General features: G+C 71.3%; 15 protein-coding genes. 6 read left to right on the forward strand and 9 right to left on the reverse strand.

Going from position 1 to position 19,726, the window contains the following annotated elements; translation table 11 throughout:
* Window positions 1-49: 49 nt before the first annotated feature.
* The 5 genes from ACFYW5_RS03595 to ACFYW5_RS03615 all read right to left on the reverse strand — a co-directional run bounded on the left by ACFYW5_RS03595 (window position 50) and on the right by ACFYW5_RS03615 (window position 6,400).
* Window positions 50-1,585: a PH domain-containing protein gene (locus ACFYW5_RS03595; RefSeq protein ID WP_389415631.1), complete on the reverse strand. Its 1,536-nt coding sequence runs from the start codon at window positions 1,583-1,585 to the stop codon at window positions 50-52.
* 90 nt (window positions 1,586-1,675) lie between these two features.
* Window positions 1,676-2,749 (reverse strand): hypothetical protein, encoded by a 1,074-nt coding sequence (locus tag ACFYW5_RS03600; RefSeq protein WP_389415276.1) that lies wholly within the window; start codon window positions 2,747-2,749, stop codon window positions 1,676-1,678.
* Between the two features lie 47 nt (window positions 2,750-2,796).
* Window positions 2,797-3,738 (reverse strand): N-acetylneuraminate synthase family protein, encoded by a 942-nt coding sequence (locus tag ACFYW5_RS03605; RefSeq protein WP_389415277.1) that lies wholly within the window; start codon window positions 3,736-3,738, stop codon window positions 2,797-2,799.
* Window positions 3,739-3,752: 14 nt separating this feature from the next.
* Window positions 3,753-4,979 carry a cytidylyltransferase domain-containing protein gene (locus ACFYW5_RS03610; RefSeq protein WP_389415278.1) on the reverse strand — a complete coding sequence of 409 codons (1,227 nt, stop codon included), beginning with the start codon at window positions 4,977-4,979 and terminating at the stop codon, window positions 3,753-3,755.
* 74 nt (window positions 4,980-5,053) lie between these two features.
* Window positions 5,054-6,400 carry a DUF6716 putative glycosyltransferase gene (locus tag ACFYW5_RS03615; RefSeq protein ID WP_389415279.1) on the reverse strand — a complete coding sequence of 449 codons (1,347 nt, stop codon included), beginning with the start codon at window positions 6,398-6,400 and terminating at the stop codon, window positions 5,054-5,056.
* 198 nt (window positions 6,401-6,598) lie between these two features.
* On the opposite strand from ACFYW5_RS03615, the gene ACFYW5_RS03620 reads away from it, so the two are divergent.
* From ACFYW5_RS03620 to ACFYW5_RS03630, 3 genes are all read left to right on the forward strand, one after another.
* Window positions 6,599-7,585 carry a glycosyltransferase family 2 protein gene (locus tag ACFYW5_RS03620; RefSeq protein ID WP_389415280.1) on the forward strand — a complete coding sequence of 329 codons (987 nt, stop codon included), beginning with the start codon at window positions 6,599-6,601 and terminating at the stop codon, window positions 7,583-7,585.
* The gene (locus ACFYW5_RS03625; protein ID WP_389415281.1) at window positions 7,585-8,919 is read left to right on the forward strand and encodes an alpha-2,8-polysialyltransferase family protein; all 1,335 of its coding nucleotides are present in this window, start codon (window positions 7,585-7,587) and stop codon (window positions 8,917-8,919) included. Before ACFYW5_RS03620 ends, ACFYW5_RS03625 begins: the two co-directional genes overlap by 1 nt.
* 140 nt (window positions 8,920-9,059) lie before the next feature.
* On the forward strand, window positions 9,060-10,046 hold the full coding sequence (locus ACFYW5_RS03630; RefSeq protein WP_389415282.1) for a hypothetical protein: 987 nt from the start codon (window positions 9,060-9,062) through the stop codon (window positions 10,044-10,046).
* A gap of 48 nt (window positions 10,047-10,094) precedes the next feature.
* On the opposite strand, the gene ACFYW5_RS03635 is transcribed toward ACFYW5_RS03630, so the two are convergent.
* Both ACFYW5_RS03635 and ACFYW5_RS03640 read right to left on the reverse strand, forming a co-directional pair.
* On the reverse strand, window positions 10,095-12,413 hold the full coding sequence (locus ACFYW5_RS03635; RefSeq protein WP_389415283.1) for a glycosyltransferase: 2,319 nt from the start codon (window positions 12,411-12,413) through the stop codon (window positions 10,095-10,097).
* Entirely contained in the window at window positions 12,410-13,864 is a 1,455-nt protein-coding gene (locus ACFYW5_RS03640) for a glycosyltransferase family 29 protein (RefSeq protein WP_389415284.1), read from the reverse strand. Before ACFYW5_RS03640 ends, ACFYW5_RS03635 begins: the two co-directional genes overlap by 4 nt.
* A 249-nt stretch (window positions 13,865-14,113) precedes the next feature.
* Between ACFYW5_RS03640 and ACFYW5_RS03645 the strand changes: the two genes are divergently transcribed.
* Together ACFYW5_RS03645 and ACFYW5_RS03650 are read left to right on the forward strand one after the other, a co-directional pair.
* Complete coding sequence (locus ACFYW5_RS03645; protein ID WP_389415285.1) at window positions 14,114-15,232, forward strand: acyltransferase family protein; 1,119 nt, start codon at window positions 14,114-14,116, stop codon at window positions 15,230-15,232.
* A gap of 94 nt (window positions 15,233-15,326) precedes the next feature.
* Window positions 15,327-16,235, forward strand: coding sequence for a class I SAM-dependent methyltransferase (locus tag ACFYW5_RS03650; protein ID WP_389415286.1), 909 nt, complete (start codon window positions 15,327-15,329; stop codon window positions 16,233-16,235).
* Window positions 16,236-16,237: 2 nt separating this feature from the next.
* Here ACFYW5_RS03650 and leuE read toward each other — a convergent pair whose 3' ends face one another.
* Window positions 16,238-16,894 carry a leucine efflux protein LeuE gene (gene leuE / locus ACFYW5_RS03655; RefSeq protein ID WP_389415287.1) on the reverse strand — a complete coding sequence of 219 codons (657 nt, stop codon included), beginning with the start codon at window positions 16,892-16,894 and terminating at the stop codon, window positions 16,238-16,240.
* 100 nt (window positions 16,895-16,994) lie between these two features.
* Complete coding sequence (locus tag ACFYW5_RS03660) at window positions 16,995-18,575, reverse strand: methylmalonyl-CoA mutase (protein WP_389415288.1); 1,581 nt, start codon at window positions 18,573-18,575, stop codon at window positions 16,995-16,997.
* A gap of 230 nt (window positions 18,576-18,805) precedes the next feature.
* Between ACFYW5_RS03660 and ACFYW5_RS03665 the strand changes: the two genes are divergently transcribed.
* Window positions 18,806-19,618, forward strand: a complete 813-nt coding sequence (locus ACFYW5_RS03665) for a L,D-transpeptidase family protein (RefSeq protein ID WP_389415289.1) — start codon at window positions 18,806-18,808, stop codon at window positions 19,616-19,618.
* Window positions 19,619-19,726: the final 108 nt, after the last annotated feature.

Consider the following 19,726-nt stretch of genomic DNA (forward strand, 5'->3'; position numbering starts at 1 on the left):
GCTCTCCTACCAACCCTTACCACGCCGCGGACAGTCCTGTCGGTTCTGTTCATCTGTCGGAAGCCGGCGTCGAGGCGTCCTCGAGCGTTTGTGCAGCCTCGACAGCGCGCAGGATGCGGGCCAGGTCGGCCGGGGCGGCGGCCAGGCGGACGGGGGTGCCGGCGTCGTCGAGGTCGGCGGTGTGCCAGCTCCGGGGCACGGTGTCGCCGTCGGTGCCCCGGACCCGGCGCACCTCCTTGACGGTGAGCCGCCGCACGGGGAGGGTCCGCGCCGCGAACCGGCCCGGGCCGGGGGTCACCGCGGGCGGCCGGTCGCCGCCCAGGGCGATGTGGGTGCCGAAGCCGTGCGGGTTGTAGTCGGTGACCTCCAGGAAGCGGGCGGGCAGGAAGACCTCCTCCCGCTCCTCCTCCCGCTCCTCCTCCAGGGCATTCCCCTGCGGGGGTCGGACCCGGGTGGCCCGCCAGGCCCAGGCGGCCATGGCGAAGGTCGCGGCGGTGCCCGCGGCGGCCCAGGCGACGGTCCTCGGGGTGTCGAAGAGGGTCGTGGGGTGGCGGTGGCACAGCGGCAGCAGCCACGCCCCGGTTCCGACGAGGACGGCCGCGAAGGGCAGGGCGGGCGGAAGGACCTCGTCGGCGGGGAGGCGGCGCCCGCGCAGCCGCATCAGCGTCAGGGTCCCGGGGTAGCCCGCGGCGAGGGCGAGTCCGGCCGCTACGGCGGCCAGGTCGCCGGGGACGGGGACGTGCTGGCGCCAGACGTGACGGCTCCCGGCAACCTCCATCACCTCGCCGCGCCAGGCGGTGAGCTCGACCCGGTCGCCGGGCTCGAACTCCTGAGCGGCCTCGCGCGACACCGTCAGCCGGTCGATCGGCCGGTCGTCGGCGAAGTACAGGAGGCTGCCGCGTCGCGGCCCGTCCTGTTCGGTGCGCTCGATCACGGCCGGGATGCGCGTCAGGCACTCGCGCCGGTCCTCGGCGGGGGTCGTGGCGGTGCACGGAGCGGCCGCCCGCCACTCCCGGCGGTCGGCGTCGACGTGCGGGACGAGCCAGGCGGCGAGGCCCGCCCCCGCGAGCAGCAGGACGCACAGCACGGGGACCCAGACCGAGCCGCGGCCGGCGGTGCGCTGGGAGACGACGACGAGGTGGTCCGACTCGGGGGCTCCGTGACGGCGGTGCAGGGCGCGCAGGGCGTCCAGGCCGGTGTCGAAGTCCGTGTCGGGCTCGCTCCATGCCACGGGCTGCGGCAGCTGCCGCTCGGACCCGTCGCGCAGCACCAGCAGGACGTGCCGGGACTGTTCGCCCCGGGGCCAGGTCTTCACCCGGATCCGCAGCTCGGCGACGTCCGGCCAGGGCACGGCCCGGCGCCGGGCGCGGATGCCGCGGGCACCGGCGCGGACCTCCGCGGTGGCGAGGCGCAGCGCGGCGAGACCGAGGCCGAGGCACAGCGCGCCGACACCGGCGAGCGGAACCGGACCGCCGAGGGCGAGGGCGAGGGCGGCGAGCACGGCTCCGGCCGCCATGATCCCCACGACGACCCGCAGGCCCCGCCGCCGGCGGGACCGGAAGACGAGGTCATCACCACTGTTCACACCGTTCACAGCGGCCATATTGCACGGGTCTGAGGCGAGTGCGGGAGCCCGTGGCGCAGGAGAGGCGTTCCTGCCGACTCGCGTGCCCGGCTAGACCGCCGTCGTCACCGCCGCCAGCCGGTGGACGTCCTTCGCCGAGCCCGTGACCCCGGACAGGAAGCCCTGCGCCCGGGGGGAGGCGTGGTCGGTCAGCCAGGTGGGGTCGATGTCGCAGACCGCGACCTTCACATCGGTGCCGGCCAGGGCCAGGGGGAGGGTGTGGACGACCGTGGACGGGAAGCTCAGGATCGTCCTGCCGATCGGGCCCCGGCGGGCGATCAGTTCGAGGGGGAGGTCCGGGCGGACTATCTCCAGCCCGGTCTCGACCGCGAGGCGGTGGAGCTTCTCCGTGCTCTCGCGGCGGTGGGCGAAGTAGCGGGTGGCGCCGTGCGCCTTGGCGAGGGTGCGGACCGCTTCCACGTAGCGCTCGGCGTCCACCACGCCGGTCTCCACCAGCGAGGTGCCGACCAGGTCCGCGCCCTTGCCGATGCGCGGCGGGCCGAAGCGGGCACGGGTCCAGGCGAAGTCGTTCGCCGACACCGCCAGGCCCGGCAGGGTCTCCTCCATCGGCATGGAGGAGAAGATCTCGACCCTGCGGTCCTCCCCGGGCGTCAGCCGGCGGCGGGCCACCGAGGAGACCGGGGTCAGGAGCAGGTCCCGGGGGCCGCGGCGGCCGCCCTTGCGGTGCCAGCGCACCAGGCGCTCGCCGCGGGCCAGCTGGGCGACGAACTCCATCGTCGCCGTGCCGTCGTCGACCACCACCAGGTCCCGGGCCCGGGTGATCGTCAGCAGCAGCTGGACGTAACGGGAGAAGGGGTCCCCGAGGACCACGCGGGGTGCCCGGCGCAGGGTGCCCGCCAGGCCCGCGATCGTCTGGAAGGGCGCCGTCGCGCCGCTGCGCGCCTCCTCCCAGCGGACCTCGTGCCCCTCCTCGCGGGCCAGCTCCGACATGCGTCGCAGCTGGCCGCGGGTCATCGGATCGATCGGGGAGAGGACCACCAGGGTGAGCCCCGCGCCGAGCGCCTGCTCCTGGGCATGCGCCCACTCCAGCACGTTGAGCAGCTGTACCGGACTCTCGACGAACGCGAGAGTGCGGGAGCCGGCGTTCCCGGCGCGGGGGCTCATCTACGTACGACCGTCCCGTCGTAGGAGGATCGGGGAAGGGTGGTGGGTCAGACCGACAGCGGCTCGCCCGCGGCCGCGGCGATCTCCGCCTCGGCGACGACACCCTGGACGCGGCGCAGCTTCTTCATCGGGCCCAGCTCGGAGTCGTAGACCTTCTTGACGCCGTCGCCGAGGGAGGACTCGATCGTGCGGATGTCGCGTACCAGGCGGGTGAGGCCCTGCGGCTCCACCGAGGCGGCCTGGTCCGAGCCCCACATGGCGCGGTCGAGGGTGATGTGGCGCTCGACGAAGGTGGCGCCCAGGGCGACCGCCGCGAGGGTGGTCTGCAGGCCCGTCTCGTGGCCGGAGTAGCCGATCGGGACGTTCGGGTACTCGGCCTGGAGGGTGTTGATCACGCGCAGGTTGAGCTCCTCGGCCTTGGCCGGGTAGGTCGACGTGGCGTGGCAGAGCAGGATGTTGTCCGAGCCGAGGACCTCGACCGCGTGGCGGATCTGCTTCGGGGTGGACATACCGGTGGAGAGGATGACCGTGCGGCCGGTGGCGCGCAGGGCGCGCAGCAGCTCGTCGTCGGTCAGCGAGGCGGAGGCCACCTTGTGGGCGGGGACGTCGAACTTCTCCAGGAAGGCGACGGCCTCGGTGTCCCACGGGGAGGCGAACCAGGCGATGTTCCTGGACTTGCAGTACTCGTCGATCTGGCGGTACTCGTCCTCGCCGAACTCCACCCGGTGGCGGTAGTCGATGTAGGTCATGCGGCCCCAGGGGGTGTCGCGCTCGATGTCCCACTGGTCGCGCGGGGTGCAGATCTCGGGGGTGCGCTTCTGGAACTTGACCGCGTCGCAGCCGGCCTCGGCCGCCACGTCGATCAGCTTGAAGGCGTTCTCCAGCTCGCCGTTGTGGTTGATGCCGATCTCGCCGCAGATGTAGACGGGCTGACCGGGGCCGGCCAGGCGGGAGGAACCGAACGTACGGAGACGGGAGTTGGTGCTCATGGCGTGAACTGTCCTTACTTGGTGAGGGAGTCGAGAGAGGGGCCGAGGATCCAGCTGGCGATCTCTCGGATCGCGCCGTCGCCACCCGGGACGGTGGTGACCGCGCGTGCGGCGCCGCGCACGACGTCGTGGGCGCTCGCGACCGCCACGGGCCAGCCCACGAGGGCGAAGCACGGGAGGTCGTTGACGTCGTTGCCGACGTAGAGCACGCGCTCAGGCGCGATGCCCTGCTCCTCGCACCACTGCTTCAGTGCGAGGTCCTTGCGGTCGATGCCGTGCAGGACCGGGATCTTGAGCTTCCGGGCCCGGGCGGCGACCACAGGGTTCTGCTCCGTGGAGAGGATCAGCATCGTCAGGCCGCTCCTGCGCAGGGCGGCGATGCCGAGGCCGTCCCCGCGGTGCACGGAGACGAACTCCTTTCCATCGGTGTCGATCAGCACCCGGTCATCGGTCTGGGTGCCGTCGAAATCCAGGACGACCGCGTCGATGTCGGCGGCGGTCGGCAGCGCGCCGGGGCGGTCCGCGTCGAACAGCGGCGCGAGGGCGCGGGCGCGTGCGAGGTCGTGCGGGTCGTCGATCTCCAGCACGCGCGCGGGGTCGGTGCGGACGAGTTCGGTCCGGCCGAAGAAGCGGTGGTTGTGGGTCCGGAACCCGGCCGCGTCCATCGCGTAGGCGGCGCCGGTCTCCAGGTAGTCCTGGGGACGGTCCTGGCGGCGCGGGCGGTAGGACTTGTCGTGGTTGACGCCGACGCCGCCGTCGGCGGGCTCCTCGGCGTCGCGCCAGACGAAGCCGTGGAAGGGGGCCACGGTGACGGCGGTGTCGGCGCCGTTCTCGACGACGGCCGCCGCGACCCCGTCGATGTCCTCGCGGATCACGAAGGGGCTGGTGCACTGGACCAGCATGACCACGTCGACCGGCGCGCCGTGCAGCGCCTCGTGGGTGTCCATGGCGTGCAGGACGGCCGCCTCGGAGGTGGCCGTGTCACCGGCGATGGCCGCGGGGCGCAGCACCACCTCGGCGCCGGCCTCACGGGCGGCGGCGGCGATGGCCTGGTCGTCGGTGGAGACCACGACGTCGGTCACCAGCCGGGTGGCCAGGCACTCGCGCACCGCACGCGCCACCAGGGGCACCCCGCCGACCGGGGCGAGGTTTTTCGCGGGCACGCCCTTGGAGCCGCCGCGGGCGGGAATGACGGCGAGCACGCGGCGCACGAAGGCGGCGTCCGCCGGGGAGTCGGACATGGATTGCGCTCCAGGATTCGCGGAGGTACGGAGGGCGGCGGGCCCGGACGGCGCGGCGGACAGCGGACGACCGCTCACAGCTCCCCCATCCGCCGGATGACGGGCGCCACCCGCTGCACCCCGTGCCGATAGGCACCACGGGCGGCCCGGCGCACGATCTGCCGGACCGGCCCCGGGTCCCTGTCGTGCGCGGGAGCGCCCGGCAGCGGACTGCCGTCGGGCCCGAGATGGTGGCGGGCGAGGATGCCGGGCAGGTAGCCCGGCGCCGTCGCGGGCGTGTAGTACGGGGTCAGCGGAGCCAGCCCGCCGGGCAGGGCCCGCAACTTGGCGATCCGCTCGCGCGCCGCGTCGAAGGCGGTCTCGTACCCGCCGTCCGCCGCGACGCCCTGGCGGGCCACCCACTGCTCGTCGGGGACCGGACGGTGTCCCTCGTCCAGCTGGTCCCAGGAGGCGAGGCAGCCGGAGCCGACGAAGTGGTGGTTGCCGAGCGTCTCGCGCACCCCGAGGTCGGTGAGCACGACGGTGGGGATCCGCCGGTGCAGGGACTCCAGCGCGGCCGTCGAGCTGACCGTGACCAGCAGGTCGGTACGGTCCAGGACCTCGCCCATGTGGCCGTACACCAGCCGGAAGTTGGCCGGTACGTCCAGCTTCTGCACCAGCTTCTGGTAGGGCAACTCCTCGATGTGCGTGGTGTGTTCGCCCGGCTTGGAGCGCAGCTTGAGCAGCACCTCGCGCTCGGGGTGCAGCCGCGCGTGCCGGACCAGGCGGTTCAGCAGGTACGTACGGTCCTTGCGGCTCTCGGGGACGGAGGGCTGCGCGGCGAAGACGACCGTGTACGGGTCGTGCTCCCCCTCGTAGGGCGCGCCGCCGAGGAACGGCAGCGCCACCTCCGTCACCGCCGAGGCGTCGGCGCCGACCCCCTCGTAGACCGCGCGGAACCGCTCGGCGTCCTGGCGGGAGTTGGCGAGGACGAGGTCGGCACCATGCCGCAGCAGCAGGCCGTCGGCGAGCTTCTCGTAGACGACGCCGACGTAGCCGGTGACGACGACGGGGCGCTTGTCGCGGCCCTCCCAGACCCTCTTCAGTCCGTGCAGCACAGCCTGGACACCACCGCCGACGAGGGCCAGGACGAGGATGTCGTACTCCTCGTCGGCCATCGTGCGCAGGAATTCCACCGTGGTCACCTCGCGCATCGAGGCGGCCTGCACGCCGACTTCCGCCAGTTGACGGGCGGTCGGCGTGGCCCGGCCGCGCAACAGGAATCCATCGAGGGAAGGGGCGACTTGCGTGTCCCCTTCCGCTCCGGCTTCCATGGACGGGCCCGGGGCGATGCGGCCCGCCGTCAGCGCACCCCATTTCCAGCGGGTGTCGGAGTCCGCGAGGACGGCGATACGCGGCGGCTTCGTTGTACTTGCTGGCACGAAGATGACGCTAGGAAGCATTTCCTAGGTATAGCCCAACCGCGAAACAACGAAAAGTTAACAACATCCCACCGCGAGCCGAACTGGCCCGTCAGAACCCGGGAAGTACATGGCATGCACCGTTCCGACACACTGAGTTCACCCGCCGTACGCGCGCCGTCCAGTTCCACTGCCGAGCACCCTTCTAACCTTTCTCAGGTGCCAAAGCTTTCCGTGATCGTGCCGTTCTACAACGTGCAGCAATACGCCCCGGACACCCTCAGGAGCCTTCGTGCGAACGCCCGGAGCGACTTCGAGTTCATTCTTGTGGACGACTGTTCGAAGGATGAAACTCCCGCCATTCTCGAACGAGCGGCCGAGCAACTCTCGGAAGTCGCACAAGTGCGTTACCTCCGCCATGAAGTGAACGGAGGTCTGGCCACCGCCCGAAACACCGGTCTGGACGCCGCGACCGGCGAATACCTGACCTTCCTCGACGGCGACGACTGGCTCGCGCCCGGCTACTTCACCGAACTGGTGGGCGCCATCGAGGAGCTGGGCTGCGACTTCGTCCGGACGGACCACGTCCAGGCCCACGCACGCGCCCGCTCGGTGCACCGGGTACCGCACGGCCGCCGGGGCGAGGTCCTCGACCCGCGGGCGGCGATCCTGCCCGCCGACCGGACGACCTCCGTCGACTACGCCTACGCCTGGGCCGGCGCCTACCACCGGCGGCTGCTGGACAAGGGCCTGCTGCACTTCACCGACGGACTGCGCACCGCCGAGGACCGGCCGTGGATCTGGAAGCTGCACCGCGAGGCCGAGTCGTTCGCCGTCGTGAGCCTGCTCGGCGTCTTCTACCGCCGGGGCGTCGCCGGTTCTCTCACCCAGATCGGTGACATCCGTCAACTCGACTTCATCCGCGCCTTCGATCAGGTCATCGAGGAAACTGCGGCTGACCGGGAGGCCGACCAGCTGCTGCCCAAGGCGGTACGCACCTACTGTGCGATCATCGCGCATCACCTCTCGGACGAGTCCAAGTGGGAACCGGCCGTGGCCAAGCAACTGCGCGCGCTGAGCGCGGCGGCCATAAGGCGGATGCCGCAGGACGCGCTCGGGGACGTGCTCGAAACCATGGACCTGCGCCGGGCCAGCAAGCTGCGCCGGCTGCGGCGCCGGGCCACCACTGCGAAGGCGGCCGCGTGATGTCCCGTAACACCACCCAGATCTTCTGCGTCTCCACGCTCTACGGCGCCGCCACCCTGGCCGCCGCGCTGGACTCGGAGTGCTTCGCCGAGGCGGACCGCCGGCTGCTGCTCGTGTTCAACAACTCCGCGACCCCGGAGACCACTGTGGCGGTGGACGAGATGCCGGGGTTCGAGTCGCTGCGGGACCACTTCGACGGGGTGATCTCGTTCAACGAGGCCATCCGGCCGTTCCACCCCGGGGCCTGGGCGCCGCGCACCGACGACATCCCGCTGTTCGAGCGGTACTTGCGGCTGCTGTGGGGCCTGGGCGACGACGACGTGGAGATCGTCCTGGAGTCCATCCAGGTCAACCCGGCGCTGGCGCTCGCCCAGATCTTCACCGGCGCCCCGCTGCACGTCTACGCCGACGGCCTGATGAGCTACGGCCCCACCCGCAACAAGCTCGACCCGCTGGTCGGCACCCGCGTCCGGCGCCTGCTCCACCTGGACCTGGTGCCGGGCCTCACCCCCCTGCTGCTCACCGAGTTCGACGTGCCCGCCGAGGTCGTGCCGGGCACGGCCTTCCTGAAGGTGATGGGCGAACTCGCGGGCGCCGTCGAGGAGCTGCCGGTCTTCCCGGACAACTCCGCACTGCTGCTCGGGCAGTACCTCTCGGCGCTGAACATCCTCACCCCGGAGGCGGAGGAGGAGCTGCACGTCCGGATGATGCGCGGGGCGGTGCAGCGCGGGCACCGGGCGATCGTGTTCAAGCCGCACCCCACGGCACCGGCCCGCTACAGCCGCGCCCTGGAGACCGAGGCCGAGCGGCTGGGCGTCGAACTCACCGTGCTGGACTCGCCGGTGCTCGCCGAGGTGCTGTTCGAGAAGTCCCGCCCCGGCCTGGTCGTCGGCTGCTTCTCGACCGCGCTGTTCACCGCGTCCGCCCTCTACGACCTGCCGGTCGCCCGGATCGGCACCGAGCCGCTGCTGGACCGGCTGACGCCGTACCAGAACAGCAACCGCATCCCCGCGGTGCTGGCGGACGCGGTGCTGCCGGATCTGGAGAACCGCGAGGGCGAGGAGACCGTCCCGGCACGGACGCTGGGCGCGCTGGTCGCCGCCATAGGGTTCACCATGCAGCCGCAGATCTACCCGACCCTGCGGCCCGCCGCCGAGCGGTACCTCGCGGAGCACTTCGCGCTGCGCACCCAGCGCTACTTCAAGCGCAAGCGGCTCACCTCGCTGGGTCTGCCCGGCGGTATTCCGGAGCGGCTGTCGTTCCTGCCGCGCAACTCCACGGCCCGCCGGGTGGTACGCCGGGCCAAGGCCCTGAAGAAGGCGGTGCGCCGCTGAGCCAATACCCGGTGAACTACCGGGAAAGGCCGAGGAAACGGTGGCACAGCGTCGGGTGAAACCGATGAATCCATGGTGTGGGCGGCGTTCGAATCTCTAGGATCACGGAACGCCGCCCCCTCCCACCCCGTGAGGCCCTCATGACGCACCTCGGCCGGCTGTACCCCATGCTCGACGGCGTGAAGCTGCCTGACGACCTGCCCTATTCCCAGGTGAGCTCCTGGGAGCTGCGTTTCCTGTACCTGCTGGGGCGCCATCGCCTCACCGGCGAGGACCGGCTCGTGGAGCTGGGCTCGGGCGGCGGCGGCTCCACCTACGCGCTCGCGCTCGGGCTGCGCGACAGCCCCGTGTTCGACGAGAGGACGGGACGGCTGCACGCGTACGACTTCTTCCACGTCGGCAAGGGCACCTTCGCCACCGAGAGGTTCTTCACGGCCGGTACGAAGCCCGCGGACGGCGACAGCTCGTTCCTCGACGACTTCACCGAGCGGCTGGCGCCCTTCCTGCCGTTCCTGGAGATCCACGCCGGTGACATCTGGCAGACCTCGGATCCGGACGACACCAGCCCGATCGAGTTCCTGCACATCGACATCGCCAAGACGGCCCGGGTCTTCCGCTGTGTCTCCGAGCGCTTCCTGACCCGGCTGCGCCCCGGCTCCGTCGTGCTGCACCAGGACTTCGCCGGGCCCCGGCTGCCGTGGCTGCACCACAGCACGGGCGCGCTGCTGCCGTACATCGAGATCGCCGGGCCGCCGATCCGCTCCACGCTCGCCTTCGAGGTGACCCGGCCGATCCCCGAGGACGTGCTCCGGAGGATCTCCGAGGACGCCTGGACCCTCGACGAGAAGCTGAAGCTGATCTCGGCCGTGCAGGAACGCATCGACCGCGACCACACCGGCGGCATCCCCTTCAAGTCGGTGCTGGAGCTGGCGAAGGCGTACGTGGCGCACTACGAGGGACGGCACCGGCAGGCCTGGTCCATCGCGCGGAAGCTGACCGGCGACGAGTACCTCGCCCGGACTCGCGCCGACCACTTCGCGCAGCTGAGGACGGCGTACGAGAAGGACGGCGGCGGCAAGGGCGGCTCGCTGCTGACCCGGGTGGCCCGGAAGGTCGCCGGACGCTGAGAAAGGAGGGTGGGCCCCCGCGCGGGCTCACCCTCCTTCCGTCGTGCGTCAGCCGCCCAGGATGGCCTTCAGGTCCGCGGCGTTCGCCTCGGTGACCTTCCACAGCTCCTGCTGACGGCCGTGCACATCGGCGACGGTCGCCCGGTGGTCGCGGAGCAGGTCCGTGGAGCGCTCCACCAGACGGGCGGCCAGGTGGCGGTCGTGGACGGAGACGCCCCACTCGGGTCGCTCGATGTCGCGCAGGAAGTACGCCATCTTCGGGTGCGAGATCAGGCTGATGATCGGCGTTCCGCAGCCGAACGGGATCATGCCCGCGTGGCCGCGCATGCCGATGACCAGCTTGGTGCGCGCGTACAGATCGCGGATCTCGTCGTTCCCGAAGTCGTACATCGGGATCACGGGCAGCGAGATGCCGTGCTCGCGCCGCAGATCGAAGGCGATCTTCTCGTCGTCGAGCGAGTGCGCCACGCACTTGACCTCGGCCAGCTCGCCCAGGTCCCGGACCGCCCGGGCCATCTGGGCCAGGAAGTAGCCGTAGTCGTGGCCGAAGCGCAGGCCGGCGCGGTCGTAGGCGGCGTTGAGGAGGATGGTGTCCTCGCGGCTCGCCGGGTCCTGCCAGCCCGGCACCAGCTGGCGGGTGACCGTGGTGGGACAGGGCTGGAAGCGGACCTTGCCGTGCAGGTGCTCCGGGAGCATGGCCCGCACCTTCTCGATCGAGCCGTGGTTGCGCAGCCCGAAGAAGGCGGACTTCTCCACCAGCAGGCGCAGCGACTCACGGAACCGGCCGGCGCGGTAGGACTGGCCGTCGAAGGCGTTGAAGCCGACGGCGTAGACCGCGATCGGCACGTCGATCCGGCGCATCAGCTCGTCCGGGACGTTCCACTGCCAGGCGCTGTTGCCGTTGGGCATGGTGTCCGGGATGAACAGGCCGCCACCGCCGATGACCAGGCCGCGCCGGGCGTTGACGCGCTCCAGGGCCGCCTCGTCGAAGAGCCGGTGGGCGTGCACGGAGTGCCAGCGCCGGGTGGTGGTGTCCGGGCCGAAGGCGCTGCGCACGCTCTCCGGGAGCAGCTTGTCGCCCGCGTTGCCCTGGCGGTCCATGTAGAAGGCGACGTGCGCCAGCTGGTCCTCGGGGGCGCCCAGTTCCTGGGCCGGGACGGAGGCCGCGCGCTGCGCCCACAGCCGGCTGGAGCGGTGGGTGATGTCCACGGACATCCCGGCCGTGGCGTACTTCAGCGCCGAGGCGTTGTCGCCGTGCACCCAGGACATCTGGGCGAGCCGGGCGTAGGCGGTGGCGGCCCGGTTGGGGGCGGCCGTCGCCAGCAGCAGCTGGGCCTTGGCCTCGGCGTAGCGCGAGACGCTCATCAGGGCGTGGCCGAGCACCTCGTGCGGCCACGCCTCGTCGAGCGGGATGTGGACGCTCCGCAGGATGTCGACGGCGTCCTGGTAGTCGCCGGACGCGATGTGCGCGGCGGCCACCTTGCGGGCGGCCTCGACGTCACCGGTGCGGGCGACGTGCGGGGTGCCGTAGTGCACGACCAGGTCGTGGTGCAGGCCGCCCGAGCGGGAGAGGTACGCGGCCTGGAACTCGGCGTCGGACAGCTCGTACTCGCGCCACTTCTCCTCGGCCTGGCTGTACCCGGACTCACCGCCCTGCCACGGCTTGTGGCGGCCGGTGAAGTGCAGGATCGCGGTGTCCTCGGGGACCGGGAGGTCGCCGGACAGGCGCCGCTTGACGAAGTTGTAGCGCGGGTCCAGGCGGATGAAGTCGCCGCTGAGGACGGCGTTGAGGATGCCCTGGTCGTGCTTGTCGAGTTCGTAGTCGCCGCTGCGGCCGGTGGCGTCCAGCCTGGCGCAGAACTCGTCGCTCAGGTACTCGCGCTGGATGACCAGCAGTCCGGAGTTGAGCTTGTGCTGCCCGTAGAAGAACTGCGGGACGGCCGCCAGGCCCTCGCGCAGCTTGAGCAGTTCGCCGAGGTCACCGAGGACGACCATGTCGGTGTCGAGGGTGATGACGGTGTCGTACTCGCGCAGCCGGAAGACGTCGAGGATGAAGTACGCCTTGCGGACCAGGTAGTTGTCCTGGTCGCCCTTCTGGTAGGCGTCGTAGTGCGTGTCGTTGACGCGGCGCAGCACGATGCGCGGGTGCAGGGCGCGGATCCTGGCGATCGAGGCGGGGCGCAGGTCGTCGTAGAGGACGACGAAGTCCTCGCAGACGGCCGGGTTGGACAGGGCGAGGCTGCGCAGCAGGACGAGGAAGCCCGGGAGGTAGTTCTCGTCGACGTAGGACGCGAAGGCGATGCGGCGCTTGCCGGTGAGGGCGGCCGCGTCGGTGACGGGGGCCGCGGGCAGGGTGGTCGTGGTCATCGCAGGGATATCCTCATGTCGGTCACGCTCCGGGCCCGGTCCATGACCCATGCCTTCTCGCTGGTGTATTCGTGCACGGAGGTGATGGCGAGCTTCATCGCTTCCGGCACGCGGTACGGGCCGCTCTCGTAGAAGTCGAAGCCGATCAGGTCGAGCGTGGGGCTGACGTCCAGGAAGTCCAGCAGGAACAGCATGTTGAAGCCGGTGGTCGGGATGCCCGACCAGACGTCGGTGGAGAGCTTGCCGATGTTGCGCACGGGCCAGCGCAGCGACTCGTCGCCCAGATACGTCTGGGCGCCGGGCACCAGGCGGTTGCGCAGCGACCACTTCCAGTCGCCGGAGATCCCGCCGAAGACGAGCCGGGTGTCGACCTGCTTGTCCCAGTTGAAGCCGTGCTTGTGGATCGTGGCGTGGATGTCGGTACGGCTGCCGGTGTGCTTCGGGTCGAGCCGGAAGGAGTTGAAGCGCACCACGAGGTCGTACGCGTCGATCTCGGCACCCATCGAACTGGCGGCCACCCGGCCGGAGTTGGCGATCAGGCAGACCGACTTGCCGGCGATCCGGTTGCGGAACTCACCGAGGCTGATCCACTGCACGCCGCCGATGGTGGGGTCGGCGACGGGCCCGCGCATCCGGGTACGGCGCTGCTCGGCGTAGAGCGCGAGGACCTCGGTGAGGGCGGTGACATCGGTGTCGACGGCGATCCGCAGGTCCAGGTACTGGCTGAGCAGTTCCTGGCGGTCCTCGACCGGGGCGTCCGCCATGGCCAGGAGCGCTCCCACCAGCCGGGGTTCGGCCGCGGCCCAGTCGCCGACGGCGTGCGCGGCCAGGCCCTCGGCCCATACGGCGGTGGCGTCGCCGCGGGTGAACTCCTCGGCGCGCGGGCACTGGCGGCGCAGCAGGGCGAGCAGGTCCCGCTCCCGCTCGCTCGCGGCGCGCAGGCCCGCGATGCGGGCGCGGACGCCGAAGCCGTCGTCGTCGGTGAGCCCGAGGTACTTCTCGTACGCCTCCAGCGCCTCGGCGTCGTCGCCGAGCGCCTCCATCAGGCGGGCGCGCAGCCGCCATCCGGCGCGGGAGTTCTTGCGCTGCGCGAGCACGGTGTCGCTGATCACCAGAGCGAGGTTCAGCTCGTCGTCGTAGCCGCACTTGAGCGCCTGGTTGGCGACGGCGAGCAGCGCGTCGAGCACTTCGTTGGCGATACCCGTGGCGGGGGTCGCGGCGCCCTTCACGGCACGCTTGAGCAGCGCGGTCGCGCCGGTCGCCGGGGCGGCCGCGGGGGCGGCGGGGGTGGTTCCCCATACGACGAGCAGCTTTCTGAGCTGCTCGGCGAGTTCGATACGGCGGCGGTCGATGCTGCCGACGAGTTTGCCGCTGTGCACCGCGCAGGCACGCAAACAGTCGTCCAGCTCCCCTCCGCGCGCACGTGGCCGTCTGTTCTGGACCCTCGTCATGGCACTCCTGGTATTCGCCAAGCCAATGCTGTGTCTGCCGCGGTTCGCCGGCGGGTGGGGGGATCTTGAAACCGTGTGATTATCCGTGGGGGGATGCTGAGAAAAATTAGGAAGGCAAAACGACGTTCAGGTGAACTCATAGGTACTACAGGACTAATCGTTGGCCCGGCGCCCGAGACAAGCCTGTGATTCGGACTAACGTGCCTAGCTCCACCCTGGAGAACGAGAACGCCTGGCAAGGGGATTTCTGTGACCAGCACGACCGTCCGAACGGTGATCGAGCCGCCCCGGAGGGCGGAACGGACCGGGCGCAGGGAGACCCGGCTGCGGGCGCTGGACGGACTCAGGCTGGTCGCCGCGCTGATGGTGGCCGCGTACCACTACGGCGGCCGGGGCGGCGAGGTCACCGAGGCCTGGGGCAGCTCGCCGACGGTCCAGTTCCCCACGCTGCACGAGTACTTCGCCTACGGCTGTCTCGGCGTCCAGGTCTTCTTCGTCATCTCCGGGTTCGTGATCTGCATGAGCGGCTGGGGACGGCCGCTGAAGTCCTTCTTCGCCTCCCGCGCCTCCCGCCTGCTGCCCGCCTACTGGGCGGCGGTTCTGCTGGTCACGGCGGTCTTCGCGCTGCCCGTGGTCGCCTACCAGGCGGTCTCGCCGAGCGACGCGCTGGTCAATCTGACGATGCTCCAGCAGCCGCTGGGCGTGGACCGGGTGCTCGGAGTGTGCTGGACGCTGTGGGCGGAGGTCCGCTTCTACGCCCTGTTCGCGCTGTGCGTCGTGCTGCCCGGCGCGACCCGGCAGCGCGTGATCATGTTCTGCGCCGGCTGGACCCTCGCGGCGGTCATCGCCGAGGCGGCGAACGAACCGCTGCTGGACCTGGTCCTGATGCCCGAGTACGCGCCCTTCTTCATCGGCGGTGTCGGCCTCTACCTGGTCCACCGCGACCGCCGGGACGCCTACGCCTGGGGCATCGTCGGGGTCAGCTGGCTGATCGGGCAGCACTACGCGGTGCAGAACCTGTGGCGCGCCCCCAGCCCGGACGCGTTCGCGCACCGCACCTCGCTCGGGATCGTCCTGGTGGTGACCCTCGGTTTCGTGGCGGTCGCGGCCATCGCGCTCGGCTGGCTGCAGTGGGCGAACTGGCGCTGGCTGACCGTGGCCGGGGCGCTGACGTACCCCTTCTACCTGGTCCACGAGCACCTGGGCTGGGTGGTCATCGAGACCCTCCACCAGGACCTGTACCTGTCCTCCTGGGCGACGTTCACCCTGACGATCGGCTCGATGCTGCTGCTGGCCTGGCTGCTGAACCGCTACGTCGAGAAGCCGCTGACCCCACGCCTCCGGACGGCCCTCACCAAGATGCGCTGAGGTCCGGGCGCGGCAAGACTGCTGGGCAGCCGTTGTTCACCGGGCGTTCAACCCGGTGACGGATTGCCCGGACCCCAGTGAGCAGGCGCGTCACATGGCCAACGCACAGCAGACACCCGTACTCCCCGGTGAGCTCGGCGATGTGCCGGGCTGGTTCCCGCCCCTGGACCAGACGCTGTTCACCTGGTTCCTGGAGCGGCAGGAGACCCTCGGCCGGCGGGGTGACCTGCTGGAACTGGGGGCCTACCTGGGCAAGAGCGCGATCCTGCTGGGCCGGCATCTGCGTCCCGGTGAGACGTTCACGGTCTGCGACCTCTTCGAGAGCGACGCGCCGGACGGGGCGAACCAGGCGGAGGCGTCGAAGTCGTACGCGTCCCTGACCCGGCAGGCCTTCGAGCGGAACTATCTCTCCTTCCACGACAGCCTGCCCCGGGTCGTCCAGGGACCCACCTCGGTGATCACCGGCGAGGTGGGGGCCGGGACCTGCCGCTTCGTCCACATCGACGCCTCGCATCTGTACGAGCACGTGCACGACGACATCGGCGCGGCGCGGGAACTGCTCGTGCCGGACGGGATCGTGGTCCTGGACGACTTCCGCTCCGAGCACACGCCAGGGGTCTCGGTCGCGGCCTGGGAGGCGGTGCTGAACCGGGGGCTGCGGCCGGTGTGTCTGAGCACGCAGAAGCTGTACGGCACGTGGGGGGAGCCCGCGGCCGTGCAGGAGGAGCTGCTCGCGGCGTTCCGGGGGCGCGAGGACTGCGGGGTGAGTGTGCGGCACGCGGCGGGGCACCGGCTGGTGCGGGTCCGCTCGCACGGGATGCGTCCGCCGGAGTTCCCGCGGTCCCGGCACTACGCGGGGCCGGCGTCGGCGCGGATGTCACGGAGGTCCCGGTCCCGGCGGCTGGCCGCCGAGCTGTTGCCGCCGATCGTCACCCGGGCGGTGCGGCGGGCGCGTGAGCCGCGGCCCGGCGGGGTCCGGGCGCGCGGTTTCCCGCGCCCCTGAGGTCAGGAACCGGCCAGGGACAGCTTCACCGCGAACCCGAGGAACAGCGCCCCGGCCGCCGAAGTGGCCCCCGCCGACAGCCGCTTGCGCCGCCGGAAGGCCGCCGCCAGCCTGGTGCCGCCGAATATCAGCGCGCTGAGGTACAGGAAGCTCGCGAGCTGCGCGAAGACGCCCAGCACCACGAACGACAGCGCGGGATAGGCGTACGCCGGATCGACGAACTGCACGAAGAAGGCGACGAAGAACAGGATCGCCTTGGGGTTGAGCAGGCTCACCACGAGGGCCCGCCGGAACGGCCGCTCACCCGGGACGGAGGCGGACGCGTCCTTCTCGGCGGCCAGGCGCTGCTCCCGCCGGTCCCGCCACATCCCCCAGGCCGCCCGCAGCATCCCGAGCGCCAGCCAGGTCAGATACCCGGCACCGGCGTACTTCACGATGCCGAACAGCACGGCGTTGGTCTGGAGCAGGGAGGCGACTCCGGCCGCGGAGAGCGTCATCAGCACCGCGTCCCCGCACCAGACCCCGGCCGCGGCCGTGTACCCCGGGCGGACGCCCCGGCGGGCGGCCACGGACAGCACGTACAGCGAGTTGGGGCCGGGCAGCAGCACGATCAGGATCAGGCCCGCGAGATAGGTGGGGAGGTCGATGACGCCGAACATGGAAAGGAGTGTGGCACGGGGGTACGACACTCCGATGCCGAATTTTCGGCGGGGCAGGCGGGCAGGCGAGCAAGCAGGCGGCCGGGCGGGACGGCCCGGGTCAGAAGGCGTCGCTCGGGACGTACGTCCCCCAGACCTCCCGCAGCGCGTTGCACACCTCGCCGACCGTGGCCCGGGCCCGCAGCGCGTCCTTCATCGGGTACAGGACGTTGTCCTCGCCCTCGGCCGCCTTCTTCAGGGCCGCCAGGGACGCGTCCACCGTCTCCTGGTCGCGCTCGGCCCGGAGTGCGGCGAGCCGCGCCGCCTGCTGGGCCTCGATCGCCGGGTCCACCCGGAGGGGCTCGTACGGCTCCTCCTCGTCGAGCTGGAAGCGGTTGACGCCCACGACCACCCGCTCGCCGGAGTCCGTCTCCTGGGCGATGCGGTAGGCGCTGCGCTCGATCTCGCTCTTCTGGAAGCCGTGCTCGATGGCGGTGACCGCGCCGCCGAGGTCCTCGACCTTCCGCATCAGCTCCAGCGCCGCCTCCTCGACCTCGTCGGTCATCTTCTCGATGACGTAGGAGCCCGCGAAGGGGTCGACCGTCGCCGTCACGTCCGTCTCGTAGGCCAGCACCTGCTGGGTGCGCAGGGCCAGGCGGGCGGACTTGTCCGTCGGCAGGGCGATGGCCTCGTCGAAGGAGTTGGTGTGCAGCGACTGGGTGCCGCCCAGTACCGCCGCCAGGCCCTGGACGGCGACCCGGACCAGGTTGACCTCCGGCTGCTGGGCCGTCAGCTGGACGCCGGCCGTCTGCGTGTGGAAGCGCAGCATCAGGGACTTGGGGTTCTGCGCGCCGAACTCGTCCCGCATCACCCGGGCCCAGATGCGGCGGGCGGCACGGAACTTGGCGACCTCTTCGAGGATCGTCGTACGGGCCACGAAGAAGAAGGACAGCCGGGGCGCGAAGTCGTCGACGTCCATGCCCGCCGCGACGGCCGTACGGACGTACTCGATGCCGTCGGCGAGGGTGAACGCGATCTCCTGCGCGGGGGACGCGCCGGCCTCCGCCATGTGGTAGCCGGAGATCGAGATGGTGTTCCACTTCGGGATCTCGGCCTTGCAGTACTTGAAGATGTCCGCGATCAGCCGCAGGGAGGGCTTGGGCGGGAAGATGTACGTCCCGCGCGCGATGTACTCCTTCAGCACGTCGTTCTGGATCGTGCCGGTCAGCTGGTCCGCGCTGACGCCCTGCTCCTCGGCGACGAGTTGGTACAGCAGGAGCAGCAGCGCGGCGGGCGCGTTGATCGTCATCGACGTGGAGACCTTGTCCAGCGGGATGCCGCCGAACAGCACCCGCATGTCGTCGATCGAGTCGATCGCCACGCCGACCTTGCCGACCTCGCCGGAGGCGATCGGCGCGTCGGAGTCGTGGCCCATCTGGGTGGGCAGGTCGAAGGCGACCGACAGGCCCATGGTGCCGTTGGCGATCAGCTGCTTGTAGCGGGCGTTGGACTCGGTCGCGGTGCCGAAACCGGCGTACTGGCGCATCGTCCAGGGACGGCCGGTGTACATCGACGGGTAGACACCCCGGGTGAAGGGGTACGACCCCGGTTCGCCCAGCTTCTCGGCCGCGTCCCAGCCCGCCAGGGCATCCGGTCCGTAGACCGGTTCGATGGGCAGTCCGGACTCCGACTCGCGCGCCATGGTGTGTTGCCTCCCGCCGAGCAGTTCGCTCGCTGCTTACTCACTGGTACAGACCGACCCTTCGACGGACTGTAGCGGCGTGGTGCGCGCCCGGAGGAGAGCAGCACGCTGGGACCTTGCTCACAGCCGCCATGCGGCCCCGGTCACAACCATGCCCCGCCGTTCGCAACCAGTCATCCGCGGGGAGCATCTCAGAGGACATCGGCGGCATTGGGGGCCGGATGAGGAGCATGAGGAGAACGGCCGGCGCGCTGGCCTCGGCGGCGGCGCTCGCGGTCGTGTGCGGCGGCTGCACGGTCCGGGCGGCGGACGGGGAGGGGCAGTCCCCGGTCCGGGTCGAACTGCCCAGCCGTACGCCCTCGCAGCCGCCGCAGGACGCCAAGCCGAGCGCGCCCGCCCCGTCCGCGGTCCCGGAGGTCCTGTGGTCGCGCGGGGACAGCGGCCGGGGCGTCCGGGAGCTCCAGGCCCGGCTGCGGCAGGTCGCCTGGCTGTTCGACGGCCCGACGGGGACCTACGACGACCTCACCGAGCGGGCGGTCAAGGGGTTCCAGGGCAAGCGCGGGCTGCCGCAGACCGGGAGGACGGACGCCGTCACCTGGCAGCGGCTGCTGAGGATGACCCGCGAGCCGGGGAAGTGGGACCTGTACCTGATGGGCGGGCAGCCAGCCGCCCCGCCCGATCCGCGCTGTCTGACCGGCCGGGTGCTGTGCATCGACAAGACGAGCCGCACCCTGCGCTGGATGGTCGACGGCCGCACCCTGTCCACGGTGGCCGTGCGCTTCGGCGCGCAGTACACGCCGACCCGGGAGGGCGTGTTCCAGGTCTACTGGAAGTCCCGGCACCACCACTCCACGCTCTACGACTCGCCGATGCCGTACGCGATGTTCTTCAGCGGGGGCCAGGCCGTGCACTTCTCGTCCGACTTCGCGGCCCGGGGCTACGCCGGCGCCTCGCACGGCTGTGTCAACGTGCGGGACGAGAGGGCCATCGCGGGACTGTTCGCGCAGGTGAGGAACGGCGACAAGGTCGTCGTCTCCTGGTAGTGGGGCGGGGGGGGGGCCCGGGGGGCCGGGGCCCCCCCCCCCCCCGGGCCCCCCCCCCCGGGCCGGGGGGGCCCCCCCGCCCCGGGGCCCCCCCCCCCCCCCCCGGCG

The sequence above is a fragment of the Streptomyces sp. NPDC002779 genome, from assembly GCF_042888685.1.
Taxonomy (GTDB): domain Bacteria; phylum Actinomycetota; class Actinomycetes; order Streptomycetales; family Streptomycetaceae; genus Streptomyces.

Bases quoted from the DNA above. Each gene is read 5' to 3' on its own strand.
- ACFYW5_RS03600 (WP_389415276.1), bottom strand. From the start codon at position 2,749: ATGAGCCCCCGCGCCGGGAACGCCGGCTCCCGCACTCTCGCGTTCGTC.
- ACFYW5_RS03605 (WP_389415277.1), bottom strand. From the start codon at position 3,738: ATGAGCACCAACTCCCGTCTCCGTACGTTCGGTTCCTCCCGCCTGGCC.
- ACFYW5_RS03610 (WP_389415278.1), bottom strand. From the start codon at position 4,979: ATGTCCGACTCCCCGGCGGACGCCGCCTTCGTGCGCCGCGTGCTCGCC.
- ACFYW5_RS03625 (WP_389415281.1), top strand. From the start codon at position 7,585: ATGTCCCGTAACACCACCCAGATCTTCTGCGTCTCCACGCTCTACGGC.
- ACFYW5_RS03630 (WP_389415282.1), top strand. From the start codon at position 9,060: ATGACGCACCTCGGCCGGCTGTACCCCATGCTCGACGGCGTGAAGCTG.
- ACFYW5_RS03635 (WP_389415283.1), bottom strand. From the start codon at position 12,413: ATGACCACGACCACCCTGCCCGCGGCCCCCGTCACCGACGCGGCCGCC.
- ACFYW5_RS03640 (WP_389415284.1), bottom strand. From the start codon at position 13,864: ATGACGAGGGTCCAGAACAGACGGCCACGTGCGCGCGGAGGGGAGCTG.
- ACFYW5_RS03650 (WP_389415286.1), top strand. From the start codon at position 15,327: ATGGCCAACGCACAGCAGACACCCGTACTCCCCGGTGAGCTCGGCGAT.
- leuE (WP_389415287.1), bottom strand. From the start codon at position 16,894: ATGTTCGGCGTCATCGACCTCCCCACCTATCTCGCGGGCCTGATCCTG.
- ACFYW5_RS03660 (WP_389415288.1), bottom strand. From the start codon at position 18,575: ATGGCGCGCGAGTCGGAGTCCGGACTGCCCATCGAACCGGTCTACGGA.
- ACFYW5_RS03665 (WP_389415289.1), top strand. From the start codon at position 18,806: ATGAGGAGAACGGCCGGCGCGCTGGCCTCGGCGGCGGCGCTCGCGGTC.